This is a genomic window from Agromyces cucurbitae (assembly GCF_058349945.1).
This window is the reverse complement of the sequence record NZ_JBYRES010000002.1, coordinates 808,454-823,680: the sequence shown is the minus strand read 5'-3', so window position 1 is coordinate 823,680 and position 15,227 is coordinate 808,454. Positions and strand designations below refer to the sequence as shown.

Annotated in this window: 9 protein-coding genes; 5 read left to right on the top strand and 4 right to left on the bottom strand. The window is 74.2% G+C overall.

Annotated elements, in window-relative coordinates; translation table 11 throughout:
• Positions 1-106: 106 nt before the first annotated feature.
• Positions 107-688 (top strand): hypothetical protein, encoded by a 582-nt coding sequence (locus AC3RJ6_RS10630; protein ID WP_491427016.1) that lies wholly within the window; start codon positions 107-109, stop codon positions 686-688.
• 72 nt (positions 689-760) lie between these two features.
• Here AC3RJ6_RS10630 and AC3RJ6_RS10625 read toward each other — a convergent pair whose 3' ends face one another.
• Positions 761-2,566 carry an ABC transporter ATP-binding protein gene (locus AC3RJ6_RS10625; RefSeq protein ID WP_491427015.1) on the bottom strand — a complete coding sequence of 602 codons (1,806 nt, stop codon included), beginning with the start codon at positions 2,564-2,566 and terminating at the stop codon, positions 761-763.
• Positions 2,563-4,389: an ABC transporter ATP-binding protein gene (locus tag AC3RJ6_RS10620; RefSeq protein WP_491427166.1), complete on the bottom strand. Its 1,827-nt coding sequence runs from the start codon at positions 4,387-4,389 to the stop codon at positions 2,563-2,565. Before AC3RJ6_RS10620 ends, AC3RJ6_RS10625 begins: the two co-directional genes overlap by 4 nt.
• Positions 4,390-4,931: 542 nt before the next feature.
• Between AC3RJ6_RS10620 and AC3RJ6_RS10615 the strand changes: the two genes are divergently transcribed.
• Genes AC3RJ6_RS10615 through AC3RJ6_RS10600 form a run of 4 tightly spaced genes read left to right on the top strand, consistent with a single transcriptional unit; the run spans position 4,932 to position 12,539 of the window.
• Positions 4,932-7,970 carry an FtsX-like permease family protein gene (locus AC3RJ6_RS10615; RefSeq protein WP_491427014.1) on the top strand — a complete coding sequence of 1,013 codons (3,039 nt, stop codon included), beginning with the start codon at positions 4,932-4,934 and terminating at the stop codon, positions 7,968-7,970.
• Positions 7,967-10,717 carry an FtsX-like permease family protein gene (locus AC3RJ6_RS10610; RefSeq protein ID WP_491427013.1) on the top strand — a complete coding sequence of 917 codons (2,751 nt, stop codon included), beginning with the start codon at positions 7,967-7,969 and terminating at the stop codon, positions 10,715-10,717. Before AC3RJ6_RS10615 ends, AC3RJ6_RS10610 begins: the two co-directional genes overlap by 4 nt.
• A gap of 2 nt (positions 10,718-10,719) precedes the next feature.
• Positions 10,720-11,856, top strand: coding sequence for an ABC transporter ATP-binding protein (locus AC3RJ6_RS10605; protein ID WP_491427012.1), 1,137 nt, complete (start codon positions 10,720-10,722; stop codon positions 11,854-11,856).
• Positions 11,853-12,539, top strand: coding sequence for an ABC transporter ATP-binding protein (locus tag AC3RJ6_RS10600; RefSeq protein WP_491427011.1), 687 nt, complete (start codon positions 11,853-11,855; stop codon positions 12,537-12,539). The genes AC3RJ6_RS10605 and AC3RJ6_RS10600 overlap by 4 nt, the downstream gene beginning before the upstream one ends.
• 45 nt (positions 12,540-12,584) lie before the next feature.
• Here AC3RJ6_RS10600 and ddaH read toward each other — a convergent pair whose 3' ends face one another.
• Complete coding sequence (gene ddaH / locus AC3RJ6_RS10595) at positions 12,585-13,853, bottom strand: dimethylargininase (RefSeq protein ID WP_491427010.1); 1,269 nt, start codon at positions 13,851-13,853, stop codon at positions 12,585-12,587.
• A 204-nt stretch (positions 13,854-14,057) separates the two neighbouring features.
• On the bottom strand, positions 14,058-15,149 hold the full coding sequence (locus AC3RJ6_RS10590) for a Glu/Leu/Phe/Val dehydrogenase family protein (RefSeq protein ID WP_491427009.1): 1,092 nt from the start codon (positions 15,147-15,149) through the stop codon (positions 14,058-14,060).
• Positions 15,150-15,227: the final 78 nt, after the last annotated feature.

Below are 15,227 nucleotides of genomic sequence, written 5' to 3'. Positions count from 1 at the left end.
GGCTGCCCGGGCGACGTGCGTGCGACCGCGGGTTCAGGGAGAACCCTCTCCGCGAATCGTGGCGACTCCTGATCCGGCGCGCCCGTGCGGCGGGAAGACTGCGGGCATGTCCACGATCCAGTTCCCCTTCACCCCGGCGATCGCCGTCGACTCCCACCGCGACATCGACCGGCTCGAACGCCGGGGCGTCCCGCTCGACGGGTGCATCCGCACCCGCCGGGCGCGCTCGGTCGCGGAGATCACGGGCGCCTACCTCCGGGGCGTGCGCATGTTCGTGATCGGCGGCGCCGAGGAGCTCGCCGACTTCCGCGAGCTGCCCGACGTGACGGTGCTCGTCGAGCTCGACTTCGCCGGCTCCTTCGCGCGGGCCCGCCGCGCCGGGCGCGGGGTCGCGCCGCACGCCGCCGCCCGCACCGTCGGCGCGTGCCGCGCGGCCGGCATCCGGGTCGCGGGCTTCACGCTCGACCTCTCGCGGGCTCCCGCCGTCGGGCGAGGCCGTCGGATCCGCCGCACGCTCGCCCTCATGCGCCGCCTCGAACGCCGCGGCCGGCTCGGCTTCGAGACCCTCGACCTCGACTTCGGCGACCCGGCGGTCGACGGCACCGGACTCACGGTCACCCGGGGCATCCGCACCGCCGTGCGCGGCGCAGCACGCCGCTATCGCGTCGTGGCCCGCAGCGCCGCCTGAGCACGGGGATGCCCCGAGCCGGAGTCCGGCTCGGGGCATCCTCGTTCGCCCGGAATGCTCCCGGGCCCCCGCTCAGACGAGCGAGTCGCGCCAGGCCGCGTGCAGCGCCGCGAACCGGCCCTCGCCGCCGATGAGGTCGGCGGGCGCGCCGTCCTCCACGATGCGGCCGTGCTCCATCACGAGCACGCGGTCGGCGATCGCGACCGTCGACAGGCGGTGCGCGATGATCACCGCGGTGCGGTCGGCGAGGAGCTTCGTGAGGCCCTCCTGCACGAGGCGCTCGCTCGGGATGTCGAGCGAGCTCGTCGCCTCGTCGAGGATCAGCACCGCCGGGTTCGCGAGGAACGCGCGGGCGAACGAGATCAGCTGGCGCTGCCCCGCGCTGACCCGGCCGCCGCGCTTGTTCACGTCGGTGTCGTACCCGCCCGGCAGGCCCTCGATGAACTCGTGCGCGCCCACCGCCTTCGCCGCGGCGACGATCTCGTCGAACGTCGCGTCGGGCTTGCCGAGCGCGATGTTGTCGGCGACCGAGCCCGAGAACAGGTACGCCTCCTGCGTGACCATGACGATCGCGCGGCGCAGGTCCTTGGGGTGGAGCTCGGCGAGCGAGACCCCGTCGAGCGAGACGACGCCCTCGCTCGGGTCGTAGAACCGGGCGATGAGCTTCGCGAGGGTCGACTTGCCGGCGCCCGTCGACCCGACGAGCGCGATCGTCTGGCCGGCCGGGATGTCGAGGTCGAACCGCGGCAGGATGCTGCGACCCTCGACGTACGAGAACTCGACGCCGTCGAACTGCACCCGGCCGTCGGCCTTCCACAGGTCGACGGGGTGCGCGGGGTCGGGCACGCTCGGCTCCTCCTCGAGCACGCCCGAGATCTTCTCGAGCGCCGACGAGGCGGACTGGTACCCGTTGTAGAACATCGCCAGGTCCTCCATCGGGTCGAAGAACCGCTTCGTGTAGAGCACCGCGGCGAGCAGCACGCCGACCTCGAGGCCGCCGTCGATGACGCGGAACCCGCCGAGCACGATCGTCACCGCGACCGCGGTGTTGCCGATGAGCGCGAGCCCCGGGTTGAAGACGACGAAGAGGCCGAGCACCTTCGCGTTGACGTCGCGGTAGTCCTCGACGAGGCCGCCGAACTCGCGCTCGTTGCGCTGCTCCTTGCGGAACGCCTGCACGGCGCGGATGCCCGTCATCGTCTCGACGAACTGCACGATGAGCTTCGCCGACGCCACCCGGGAACGGCGGAACAGCGTCTGCGACCGCACCTGGAACCACCGCGTCAGGATGCCGAGCGGGATGAGCGCGACGAGCAGCACGAACCCCGAGGGCGCGTCGAGGATGAACAGCATGATCGCGGTGAAGACCATGTACATGAGGCCGCGCACGAGCAGCGTGAGCCCCTCGTCCATGAGCTCGCGGATCGCGTCGAGGTCGCTCGTCTGCCGCGAGATGATGCGGCCCGACGTGTACGTCTCGTGGAACTCGAGCGACAGCTTCTGCGTGTGCAGGAACACCCGCGTGCGCAGGTCGATGAGCACGGCCTGGGCGACGCGCGCCGACAGCCGGATGTACGCCGAGATGAGGAACGCGCCGACGAGGCCGGTCACGAGGTAGGCGATGCCGGCGAACGCCGCCGGCATCCAGTCCTGCGCCATGAGCGCGGGGATGCCCTGGTCGATGCCGTACGCGATGATCGCCGGGCCCGCGACCTGCGCGGCCGACGAGACGACGACCGCCGCGGCGGTCAGCCAGAGCTTGCCCGTGAGCGGTCGCAGGAGCGACCCGAGCAGGCGCCGCGAACGGATGCGGATGTGCCGCGACTCGGCCTTCGAGTACTGGTCGCGCTCTTCGCCCTGTACGCCGGTGACGCTCATGATGCGGCCTCCTCTCGTTCGAATTCGGATGCCTCGTCGGCATCGCCCCCGTCGGCCGGCCCTGGCGCGGGCGAGGGGTGCGGACGCGACTCGAGGTCGCGCCGTTCCTCGTCCTCGAGGCTCGAGATGACGAAGCGGTAGTGCTCGCTCTCGCGGAGGAGCTCGGAATGGGTGCCGACCGCCGTCACGCGCCCCGCTTCGAGAAGCGCGACCCGGTCGGCGAGCATGACCGTCGACGGGCGGTGCGCGACGATGAGCGCCGTGGTGTCGGCGAGCACCGTGCGCAGCTCGGCCTCGACCCTCGCCTCGGTGGCGACGTCGAGCGCCGACAGCGGGTCGTCGAGCACGAGCACGGCGGGCTTCGCGGCGACGGCGCGCGCGAGCGCGAGCCGCTGGCGCTGGCCGCCCGACAGGCTCATGCCCTCTTCGCCGACCTTCGTCTCGACCCCCTCGGGGAGGTCGTAGGCGAACCCGGCCTGCGCGATGCGCAGCGCCTCGTCGAGCACGCGCTTCGCCTCGGCCACGGTCTCGGGGTCGTCGCCCGCGAGCTCGGGGCGCCCGAGGAGCACGTTCTCGCGCACGGAGGCGCTGAACAGCGTCGCATCCTCGAAGGCCATCGCGATGTGCGTGCGCAGCTCCTCGCGCGTGAAGGCGCGCACGTCGACGCCGTCGATCGTGACCGAGCCGCCGGTCACGTCGTAGAGGCGCGTCGTGAGGGCGGTCATCGTCGTCTTGCCGCAGCCGGTGAGGCCGACGAGGGCCATCGTCTCGCCGGGCTCGACGACGAGGTCGACGCCGTCGAGCAGGTCGCCGAAGCGCTCGGGCGAGTCCTGGTACCGGAAGTGCACGCCCGTGAAGGCGAGTTCGCCGCGCGGCCGCTCGAGGTGCTTCGGGTCGGCGGGGTCGACGATCGCGTTCTCGGAGTCGAGGATGTCGAAGAACCGGTCGGTCGCGGTGCGCGCGTCGAGCGCGAACGCGAGCATGAAGCCGATCGACTCGATCGGCCACGCGAGCACCGTCGCGGTCGCGAAGAACGCGACGAGCTCGCCGACCGAGAGCTGGCCGTTCGCGGCGAGCCAGATGCCGACGACGAGGCAGAGCGCGAGCGCCACGGTCGGCACGACCATGATCCACACCCAGATGTTCGCGTCGAGTCGCGCCTTCTCGATCTCGGTCGAGCGCAGCGACTCGGCCTGGGCGCGGAAGCTCGACAGCGCGTACTTGCCCCGGCCGAACGCCTTGAGCACGCGGATGCCGTGCACCGACTCCTCGACCGCGGTCGCGAGGTCGCCCTGCTGGTCCTGGCTGAGGCGCGACTTCTCGGAGTAGCGCCCCTCGAACCGCCAGCCGGCCCACCAGAGCGGCAGCGAGCAGACGAGGAAGATGAGTCCCAGCATCCAGTTCATCGACATGAGGATGCCGACGCCGACCACGATGATGACGAGGTTCGCGCCCGTGAGCACGAGGCCGAAGCTCAGCCAGCGGCGGATGAGGCCGAGGTCGCTCACCGCGCGCGAGAGCAGCTGGCCGCTCGGCCAGCGGTCGTGGAAGCTCACCGGCAGGTCCTGCAGCTTCGCGTAGAGCGCGTTGCGCATGCGCGCCTCGACCTTCGTGCCCGGGCCGACGACGAGCCAGCGGCGCAGCGCGTAGAGCAGCGACTCCGCCGCACCGAGCGCGAACACGAGCAGGGCGAGCGGCACGATCGCCGAGGCGTCGCCGTCGGCGAGCGGACCGTCGACGATCTGCTCGAACACCTGCGGGATGGTGAGGGCGATCAGTTGCGCGACGAGCGCGGTCGCCATGCTCGCGATGAACGCGGGCATCGCGGGCCCCGCGTACTCGCGCAGTCGCCAGAGCGAGCGCACTGCTCCGAGGCGGTTGGGGTTGGTCTGTTCCGACAAGAACGGGTCCTCTCCAGAGGCATGGCCGCGGGCTCGGTCGTCGAGCCTCGGCGGCGGAAGAGCGGGAAGGTCGCGACGCTTTCGGCGTCGTCGCGCGGACGGACCGCGGGATTGCGCAGGCGGAGCCTGCGGGCGTGTGCGGGCCTGCTACCCGGCGTACACGGCCTCGACGAGCGGGGATCGGGTGCGGGCAGCACCACCGGCCGCGGTGCGGGCGTTGATGTCTGTCTGCATGGTGTCCTCCTGGCGTCGTCGTCTCGAACCCTCGTGGTCGCGCGGTAGGGCTGCGCGGCCAGCCTTACAGACTAGGACCGAATCGCGGTGGCACGCAAGACCACCTCCGGGAGTAGGCTGTGCGGATTCGTCTGTCACGCGGGCCTGCGTGCAACCGCTCTCTCCTGCGGCGGCACGCGCCGGCCCTGCACCGCCCGCGTGCCGGGGACCCGATTCGATGAGGAGCGCGCGTGGGAGCAGCACGGACGGTGTTCGCCCGCGCGAACGCCCGGGCCGGCGTGTTCGTCGGCATCGCCGCGGTCGTCCTGCTGCTCTCGGGCATCGGCACTGCCGTCGTCGGCTCGCTGACCGCGACCGCGACGAGCGGCCTGCGGTCGGGCCTCGACGAGGCGACCGGCACGTCGGGCGCCGCCCGCTGGCAGATCCGTGTCGACGCCGACGCCGAGGCCCAGGCGGATGCCGCGGCCGAGGTCCTCGACCGCATGATCGTGCCGCACGGCGCCTCGTGGCAGCGCAGCGTGCAGTCCCGGCCGGTCGACTCGACGGCCGGTGACGCCGCGTTCGGCGCGGTGCTGACGGCCGACCCGATGCTGGCCGGGCGCTCACGGCTCGTCGAAGGCGACTGGCCGGGGGCCGGCGGCGCGTCCGGCGGCGGCTCCGGTGAACCCGCGCCGTCCGCGGTCAACCGCGCAGCGGCGGAGCAGCTCGGGCTGGGGCTCGGCGACGTCGTCGCCGTCGGCGACGAGGGCCTCCGACTCGTCGTGGTCGGCGTCTGGGAGCCCGTCGACGCCGCGGCGCCGATCTGGTTCGGCGAGCCGATCGTCTCGGTCGGCGTCGCCGAGGGGAGCGCCGGTCCGTTCGTCGTCGACGAGGCGACGGCGACCGCCGTGCCCGAGGCGACGCTCGTGCGCTGGACCGCGACGGTCGACGCGGCGAGCGCGACGCCCGACGCCGCGGCGGCACTCGCCGACGAGCTGCCCAAGGTCGAGCCCGCCCTCCGCAACGAGCCGGCGATCGGGGCGAGCGGACTCGCCGCAGGGGGCGGCCTCCACGGCACGCTCGAGCGGCTGCTGACCGGCATCGGCGCGGTCCGGGCGCTCGCACCGGTGCCCGTGCTGCTGCTCGCGTTCGCCGGCATCGCCGCGTTGTCGCGACTGGCCACCCTGCTCGGCGCCGCCCGTCGCGGCGAGACCCTGCTGCTGCGTGCCCGAGGCGCCTCCGCGACCCGGCTCGCCCGCGACACCGCCCTCGAAGTGCTCGCGATCTCGGTGCCGGCCGCGGCGGTCGGCGCGGTCGCGGCCGAGGCGTCCCTCGCGCTCGCCCGCCCCGACGAGGTCCACCATCCCCTCATCGGCTGGGTGGTCGGCGCCTCGAGCGTGCTGATCGCGGTGCTGCTCGTGTGCGGCCGCGCGTTCGCCGACGCCCGGCGCCCGATGCTCCGCGGCGCCGGCGACGAGCTCGGCCGCGCGTCGCGAACCGCCGTCGCGGGCGGCGTGGTGCTCATCATCGCCGCCGCCGCCATCGCGTTCTGGCAGTTCCGGCTGTACGGGTCGCCGCTCGTCGTCGACGCGACCGGCGGCGTCGACGTCGACCCCGTCGCGGTCGTCGCACCCGTGCTCGTGCTCGTGGCGCTCTCGCTCCTCGCCCTCGGGCTCTCCCGGCCCGCCGGCGCCGTGCTCGAACGTGCTGCGGCCGCCGCGCCCGCCCTCGTGCCGGCGCTGCCGATGCGCCAGCTCGCCCGCCGCGGCTCGCTCTTCGCCGCGGCGTCGCTCGTGACGATCATCGCGGTCGCCGGGCTCACCCTCTCGGCCGTCGTCGCGGGTGCGTGGCGATCGGTCGACGTGCAGGCGCAGGCGTATGCGACCGGGGGTGACGTGCGCGTGTCGCTGCCCGGGCGCAGCGTCGTGCAGGGCCCCGACCCGCTCGCCCTCGGCGAACCGTTCGAGCGCCTCAGCGGCGTCTCGGCCGACGGCCCGGTCTTCCGCGGGGAGGCCCGCATCGGCTCCGACCCGACGACGCTCGTCGCGGTGCCGGCCGGCTCCATCGGCGACATCGCGCCGGGCACGCCGGCGGGCACGGCCGCGTCCGCCCTCGCCGACTCGGCCGCCGCGGCGGCGATTCCGCTGCCGGCCGACGCCGCCGCACTCGAGGTCGGCGTCCGCGTCTCCGCGCTCGAGGGAACCCCGGGCGACGTCGCGGTCTCGGCGTGGCTGCTCACCGACGAGGGCGCCGCGATGCGGCTTCCGGCCGGCACGGTGCCCATCGCCGACGGCGGCGGCACGGCGCGCCTCGAACTGCCCGATGCCCCGGGTCTGCGCCTGCTCGGCCTGCAGGCGCGGCTCGAGAGCGGCCCCGGCGTGCGCGGCGTCCAGGTCTCGTTCGGCGACGTGGTGGCGGACGGCGCCGCCGTGCCGGGCACCGCGCCCGACGACTTCGCCGACGTCCGGCTCGACTCGGCGTCGCCCGAAGGGCGCGCGTACCTCCTCCGCGAGGGAGACGCGTCGCTGCCGGTCGTGCTCGGCGCCGAGCTGGCGACGCGCATCGCGGCCGAGGTCGGCGACACGGTCGAGTTCCGCGTCTCGACCGGCGGCGCTGCGGTCACGGCCGTCGTCGCGGGCACGACGCCCGCCGTGCCGACCGCGGGCGCGAATGCCATGCTCGTCGACCTCGGCGCGCTCGAGCGCTCCGCGTTCGACGCGGGCAGCGGGGTGCCCCAGTTCGACGAATGGTGGATCGCGACGAGCGCTCCCGACGCCGCGTCCGCCGAGCTCGCGCGCGAGCAGCAGACCCCGATGACGTCGTCGACCCGCGCATCCGCCTCGTCGGCGGCGTTCGCCGCGCCCGCGATCCTCGCGCTCTGGGCCGGGGCCGCCGGGGCGCTGCTCTTCGCGCTCATCGCCCTCGTCGCCCTCACGAGCGCACTCGCCGCCGGCCGGTTCGGCGAGATCGTCGTGCTCCGTGCGCTCGGCGTCGGGCCGAAGGTGCAGTCCCGCGGGCGGTTCGCCGAGCTCGCGGCCGCCGTCGCGGGCGCCGTGGCCGTCGGCATCCTGGTCGGCTGGGCGACGTCGTGGCTCGTCGCCCGCGAGCTCGCGCGCGCCGCGATCACGGGAGCGCCCGACGCGCTGGGCGCCCCGCTCGCGATCGACCTGGCGCCGTGGCTCGCCGGGCTCCTCGGCTTCGTGCTGCTCGCCGCGATCATCGCCGCGGGCGCCGCGCGCGCCGTGCGCCGCACCGCGTCTCGACCCGGGCTCAGGGAGGAGGAGCGATGAGCGCCCGCCACCACTCCCGACTGTCGACGACCGGCCTCCTGCGGCGGCAGTTCTTCGCGGCCCCGTTCGCATCGATCATGCTCGCACTCCTCGTGGCCTCGGGCGCGTTCCTCGCGACCGCGCTGCCCCGCGCGGTCGCCGCGATGCACACCGCCGCGCTCTCCGAGCATCTCGAGGGCTTCCCCGCCCGCACGCTCGACGTCGTGTCGTCGAACCGGTCGAACATCCCCGACCTCGGACCGTCGAGCGACGGCACGACCCTGCCCGACGACATCGACGCCGTGTGGGGCGCGCAGGAGCAGCACATGCTCGACGCGCAGGAGCAGATGGCCCCTGAACTGCGCCGGGTGACCGACGACCCGCTCGCCGTCGTGATCGCCGGCCCGAACGACGCCAAGAAGCCGGGCGCCGGCATGGGGTCGGCCTCGTACGTGCTCTATGCGGGATTCGACCCGCGGCTCGACGAACACGTCGAGCTCACGAGCGGCGAATGGCCGGCTCCGCTGCCTTCGAGCGGCGAGCCGCTCGAGATCGTGGCCACCGAGGCGTTCGCCGAGCTGATGGAGTGGGACGTCGGTCAACTCCGCTCGATGCCGGTCGGCACGCAATCCCAGCCCGTCGAGCTCGTCGGCACGTTCGCCGCGGTCGACCCCGACGACGGGTTCTGGAGCCACCTGCCGGTGCCGCTCGAACCGTCGGTCGCGTTCGCCGCCGACGGCTCGCTCCGCGTTACCGGATTCGCGTTCGCGCACCCCAATTCGTGGCCGGCGCTCGAGGACGCGCAGCTGCCGTCGACCGTCGAACTCTGGTACCCCGTCGCGACCGACCGCGTGCGCGCCGACCGTTCGGCCGAGCTGCGCACCGAGCTCGACGAGTTCACGAGCATCGGCTACACGATGGGCTCGGGCGAATGGCCCCCGAATCAGTACTTCAGGACGGTCGGCGTCGTGGCGTTCGGCAGCGGACTCGGCGACGCGCTCGAAGACGCCGCACTCACCGCCGACACGAGCGACGCCGTGCTGGCGACGATCGCCTCGGGTCCGATCGGCGTGGTGGTCGCCGTGCTCGTGCTGGGTGCGCGCGTCGTCTTCGAGCGACGGCGCAACGGGCTCGAGCTCGCGGCGGCGCGCGGCGCGTCCGACGGGCAGCTGCGCGCTGCGCTCGCGATCGAGGGACTCATCATCGGCCTGCCCGCCGCCGTGCTGGGCTCCGTGCTCGGCGCATTCGCGGTGCCCGCCGACGGCGGCACGGTGGGCTGGTTCATCGCCGCGCTCTTCGCCCTCACCCCGGCCGCGCTGCTCATCGCCTCCGCACCGGCGCTGAGTCCGCTCCGGCGCGCGCGCGCCGACTTCGCGCCGCGCGGCGGCGGACGGTTCCGCTGGGTCGTCGAGGCGCTCGTCGCGATCGTCGCCGTCGTCGCCGTCGTGCTGCTGCTGCGACGGGGGCTCACGACCGCGGCCGGGGCCGTCGGCGTCGACCCCCTGCTCGCGTCCGTACCGCTCCTGCTGTCGCTCGCCGCCTGCCTCATCGTGCTGCGGCTCTATCCGATCCCCCTCGCGGGTATCGTGCGCCGAGCCGGCCGACGACGCGGGCTCGTCGCGTTCCTCGGCTCGGCCCGGGCCCTGCGCGACCCCTCGGCCGGCGTCGTGCCCGTGCTCACGGTCGTGGTCGGCATCTCGGTGGCGATGTTCTCCGCCGCGCTGCTCGGCACGGTGCAGGCCGGCGTCGACCGCGCCGCGCAGGCCCGGGTCGGCGCCGATGCCCTCGTCGCGGGCGGCCCGTTCACCCTCGAGCAGCAGGCGTCGTTCGCCGAGGTGCCCGGTGTCGAGGCGACCGCGCCGGTCTACGCCACGACGCCCGTGCAGGTCTCGATCGACGGGCGCCTGCGCACCACCACGCTCATCGTGATCGACACCGAGGAGATGCGCCGGGTGCAGGCGGGCCGCGTCGACGCGACCCCGCTGCCCGAGACGCTCGCCACCACCGACGGCGACGAGGTGCCGGTCATCATCTCGCAGGTGATCGCCGACTCGATCGACGGTGCCGACGAGGTCGAGATCAACCGCGACGCCTTCGAGGTGCTGGGGGTCGTCGACGGACGCACCCCGTACATGCCGCGCACGAGCTGGGTGCTCATGGACACGGCGAACGCCGACCGCTTCGTGAGCACGTTCGTGCCCGAGACCGTGCTCGTGCGCTTCGAGCCCGGAGCAGACCCCGAGCAGGTGGTCGACGACCTGCAGGCGGTCGCCGGTCCCGGAAGCACGGTCACGACGCCCGAGATGGTGCGTTCGGAGCTCGGCGCTGGGCCGACGACGCAGGGGCTCGTCGTGGCCCTCATCGGCGCGATCGTGCTCACGGGCCTGCTCACCGCGCTCGCGATCGTGCTCACCCTCGTCGTCGGCCGCGGCGCACGCGAACGCCTGCTGCCCCTGCTCGCGACCCTCGGCCTGCGACGGCGGGGCGAACGCGCGCTCGTCGCCTGGGAGATCGGCCCGGTCGTCGTCGCGGCGCTCGTCGCAGGCGTCGCGCTCGGCGTGGCGCTGCCGTTCATCGTGCTGCAGGGCATCGACCTGCGGGCGTTCACCGGCGGCGACATCCAGCCCGCGGTGGTGTTCGATCCCGTGCTCATCGGCGTCGTGCTCGTCGCGTCGCTCGCCGTCACGGCCCTCGCCGTGCTCATCGCGTCGCGGGCCGGCGGCGACGCGAGCGCCGCACGGGCGATGCGCAAAGAAGAGGAAGGCTGATCATGCCAAGACCATCGAGCCCCGAGGTCGGCGTCGTCGACCGCTCGTCGGCGGCGTCGGCGACGTCGGCGGCGTCGGCCACGCGCGCCGGCGCCGCCCAGGGCGAGCCGCACATCCTGTGCACCGACCTCGTGCGCATCTTCACGGCCGACGGCATCGAGGTGCAGGCCCTGCAGGGGCTCAACCTCCGGGTCGACGCGGGTGAGATGGTCGCCGTCGTCGGCGCCTCGGGCTCGGGCAAGTCGACCCTCCTCACGATCCTGTCGGGCCTCGACACCGCCACGGCCGGTGTCGCCCGCGTCGCCGGCCACGACCTGCTCGCCATGGGTTCGCGCGAGCGGGTCGCCTACCGCCGGCGCACCGTGGGCTTCGTCTGGCAGCAGACGTCGCGCAACCTGCTCCCCTACCTCACCGCCGCCGAGAACGTCGCCCTCGCGATGAACGTCGCGCGCACCCGTCGCGGCGCCGAGCGCGCCCGGCGCATCGACGAACTGCTCGACCTGCTCGAGGTCGGCGCCGAACGCGACCGGCGGCCGGGCGAGCTGTCGGGCGGCCAGCAGCAGCGCGTCGCGATCGCGGTCGCCCTCGCGAACGACCCGCTCGTGCTGCTCGCCGACGAACCCACGGGCGAGCTCGACGAGGCCATGTCGTCGGCGGTGCTCGAGGCGATGCGCGGCGTCAACGAGGAGCTCGGCGTCACGACCCTGATCGTCACCCACGATCCGGCCGTGTCGGGCCACGTGCGCCGCACGGTGCAGATCCGCGACGGTCGCACCTCGACCGAGGTGCTGCGTTCGACGCGGGTCGACGAGCACGGCGAGGAGCAGCACGTCGCCGAGGAGTTCGCAGTGCTCGACCGGGTCGGCCGGCTGCAGCTGCCGCAGGACTTCATGCAGAGCCTCGAACTGCGCGACCGGGTGCGCCTCGCGCTCGAGAGCGACCACGTCGGCGTCTGGCCGGGCCACGAGCGGCAGGCGGATGCCACGGCCGCGGCGTCCGCCGACGCCGAGGCCGCCGCGCCCCGTGACGAGGGGCGAGCCGCCGCTCCCCCCGGCCGCGGGCGGCACTCCGCCGACGGCGGCGAGCCTGCGGGACCCGAATCGCCCGAGGCATCCGAAGCGCCCGAGGAGGAACGATGACCACGCTCCGCGCCGAAGCCGTCGGCCGCGTCTTCGAAGGGCGCGGTGAGACCGTGCACGCCGTCGACGGCGTCTCGCTCGACGTCGCTCCCGGCGAGCTCGTCGTCGTCACGGGCCGCTCGGGCGCCGGCAAGACGACGCTGCTCAACCTGCTCGGTGGCCTCGACCGGCCCACCTCGGGCCGGGTGCTGCTCGGCGACGACGACCTGTCGACGCTCGACGAGGAGGCGCTCGCGGCGGTGCGCCGCGACCGCGTCGGCTACGTGTTCCAGTCGTTCGGGCTCATCCCGGTGCTGTCGGCCGCCGAGAACGTGGAGGTGCCGCTGCGGCTGCAGCGGACCGACCCGGCCGAACGCGCCCTCCGGGTCGCCGAGGCCCTCGAGCTCGTCGGGCTCGGCGCGCACGCGGCGCAGCGGCCGTACGAGCTCTCGGGTGGCCAGCAGCAGCGCGTCGGCATCGCCCGGGCGCTCGCGGCGCGCCCGCAGGTGCTGCTCGCCGACGAGCCGACCGGCCAGCTCGACAGCGGTACCGCGGCGACCGTCATGGACCTCATCGGCGATCTCGTGCACGCGCGCGGCGTCGCCGCCGTCGTGACCACCCACGACGCGGCGCTCGTGAGCCGTGCCGACCGGGTCATCGAGCTGCACGACGGCCGGGCGCGCGAGCCGCAGCCGGTCGGCTGACCCGTACGGGTCGGCCGGCCGCGGCCGAGTGCTGAAGCGCCCCGGTCAGCGCACCCGCACCGAGAGGCACGTGACGCAGCCCTCGAGCTTCTCGAACTCCGAGATGTCGACCGTGACGACGCGGTAGCCGAGGCCCGCGAGCATCGCCGCGGTGCGCGGGGCCGACGCCGACATGACGAGCGACGTGTCCGACAGCGCCACGACCGCGACGCCCTCGGGCTCGGGCACCGGCAGGAAGCGCTCGAACACGCCGGGCGCATCCAGCAGTGCGGGGTCGCCGATCACGGTGCCGTCGGGCAGTGCGGTCGCGGCGCTCTTGAGGTGCAGCGCCTTCGTCATCGGCACGCCGACGACGCGGTAGCCGTGCGGCGCGAGCAGCGCGCGCAGCTGGCGGATGCCCTCGCCGTTCGTGCGGGCGGATGCCCCGACGTAGACCACGTCGTCGACCTTGAGCACGTCGCCGCCGTCGAGGGTGCCGGGTTCGGTGATGCGTTCGACGTTCACCCCCGCGATCGAGCGCACGGCCCGCTCGACGCCCTCGACCTCGCCGCGACGCGACTCGGCGCCGGGGCGCGTGAGCACCGCGAGGTCGCCGAACATGACGACCGCGTCCTCGACGAAGACCGAGTCGGCCATCTCGGGTGCGGCGTCGACCTCGACCGTCTCCCATCCCTCGGCGACGAGGGCGGCGCAGTAGTTGTCCCACTGCTCGTCGGCGCGAGCCTGGTCGACCGGGCGGCGTTCGAGGTGGGTGAGCTCGGCCTCGTCGAGGTTCGACGCGGGGATGCGCACGAGCCCGAGCCGGCGGGGCGCACGCTCGGCGCGGTGGTCGAGGATGCCGCGCATGACCCGCGGTGCGAGGAAGACCTCGCCCAGCACGATCGCGAGCACGAAGATGAGGTTGAGGCTCACGAGCGAGCCGATGACGAACAGGATGGCCGGGCCGAACGGCGACCGGGCGCTCGCGACGACCATGGCGGTCGTCGCGATGAGGGCGGCGAGGCAGCCCGAGGTGAGCCCGGTGATGAGCGCGAGGAACCAGACCCGGGTCGCCCCGATCGCGTTCGCGATCGACAGCAGGGCCCAGGCGAAGAACGCGGCGAGCGCGAAGTGCCCGAAGACCTGCGTGAAGACGGCCGGCGTCTGCCCGCTGCCGATGAAGAACGCCAGCGCGGCGACGCTCATCGCGACGATCGCCACCACCGCCGCCGACACGAGCACCGCAGCGACCCGGCGGCCGCGACTCGCGGCGGGCGTGTACCTCGCCGACGGTCGTGCGGGCGCGGTCGAAGACGGTGAGGCGGGGGACGTCATGCAGACGAGCCTACTGGCCGTGCCGATGCCCGGGGGCCTGCCGGCCGAGCGCGCCGACGCCCCCCGCCCGCTGGGTGAGGAGCGCCGACGCGGAGCGGCGACGCGTCTCGAGACCATGGTGACCGAGCCTCACCGGGCTTCGAAACTCGTCCTCCTGCGTCGGCCGCTCCTCGACCGTCGAATGGACGCGACGTGCGCCGCGGCTCAGCGGCCCGCGTCGAGGCGGGCGCGGGCGAGCCGCTCGGCGGCGTCCAGCGTCGTGGTGCCCTGCTCGGCCGCGTCGCGCAGCACCTCGGCGACGACCTCGCCGATGCCTTCGATGCGCGCGTCGAGCGCGGCCTGGTCGGCGCCGGGCTGACCGGCGACGTCGAGGTAGATCACGCCGCCCGCGTTGACCACGAAGTCGGGCGCCCAGACGATGCCGCGGTCGCGCAGCAGCTCGGCGATGTCGCGCGAGGCCAGCTGGTTGTTCGCGGCGCCGACGACGGCGGCGACCCGCAGCTCGGCGACGACCTCGGGAGTGAGCACGCCGCCGAGTCCGCACGGCACGAAGACGTCGGCCTCGACGCGGTGCGCCTCGGAGGGCTCGACCCACGTCGCGCCGAGCTCGACGGCGAGCGCGCGCTTCGACTCCGCGACATCCGTCACGGTCAGGCGCGCGCCCGCGGCGGCGAGGCTGCGCGCGAGGCGGCCGCCCACCTGGCCGAGGCCCGAGATGACGAAGTGGCGGCCGGCGGCGTCGCGCGAGCCGAACACGTGGCCCAGCGTCGCGAGGATCGAGGCGTGCACGCCGGCGGCGGTCGCATCGGCGGGCTCGCCGACACCGCCCTGCTCGGGCGGCAGGCCGCAGACGTGTTCGGTGCGTTCGTGGACGACGGCCATGAGCTCGGCGCTCGTGCCGACGTCTTCAGCCGTCATGTACGCGCCGCCGAGCGACTCGACGGCGTCGCCGAGGTCGAGCATCGCGTCGCGCTTCTGCGCGTCGTCGAGCACGACGCCCGACGGCACGACGACGACCGACTTGCCGCCGCCGCGCATGAGACCGGCGGCCGCGTTCTTCATGGTCATCGCCTGCGAGAGTCGGAGTGCGTCGGCGAGCCCGTCGGTCCAGTGCCCGTAGTTCCAGACCCGGGCGCCGCCGAGCGCCTGGCCGAGGCGCGTGGAGTGCACGGCGACGATGACGGTGAGGCCGGAGCGGGGACCGCGGGTGATGAGCACCCGCTCGTGGTCGGGGGCGTCGCTCGGCAGGGTGGCGCTGACCTCGGCGGCTCGCGCCGGGGCGTGGGTGATCGACATCGATCGTTCTCCTCGAATCATCCGCTTCGTGGGCGGAACCTGGCCCTCGCTCGGTGTGCGCAGGGTCGGTTCAAGGGT

Bases quoted from the DNA above. Each gene is read 5' to 3' on its own strand.
- AC3RJ6_RS10605 (WP_491427012.1), top strand. From the start codon at position 10,720: ATGCCAAGACCATCGAGCCCCGAGGTCGGCGTCGTCGACCGCTCGTCG.
- AC3RJ6_RS10625 (WP_491427015.1), bottom strand. From the start codon at position 2,566: ATGAGCGTCACCGGCGTACAGGGCGAAGAGCGCGACCAGTACTCGAAG.
- ddaH (WP_491427010.1), bottom strand. From the start codon at position 13,853: ATGACGTCCCCCGCCTCACCGTCTTCGACCGCGCCCGCACGACCGTCG.
- AC3RJ6_RS10610 (WP_491427013.1), top strand. From the start codon at position 7,967: ATGAGCGCCCGCCACCACTCCCGACTGTCGACGACCGGCCTCCTGCGG.
- AC3RJ6_RS10620 (WP_491427166.1), bottom strand. From the start codon at position 4,389: ATGCCCGCGTTCATCGCGAGCATGGCGACCGCGCTCGTCGCGCAACTG.
- AC3RJ6_RS10600 (WP_491427011.1), top strand. From the start codon at position 11,853: ATGACCACGCTCCGCGCCGAAGCCGTCGGCCGCGTCTTCGAAGGGCGC.
- AC3RJ6_RS10630 (WP_491427016.1), top strand. From the start codon at position 107: ATGTCCACGATCCAGTTCCCCTTCACCCCGGCGATCGCCGTCGACTCC.
- AC3RJ6_RS10590 (WP_491427009.1), bottom strand. From the start codon at position 15,149: ATGTCGATCACCCACGCCCCGGCGCGAGCCGCCGAGGTCAGCGCCACC.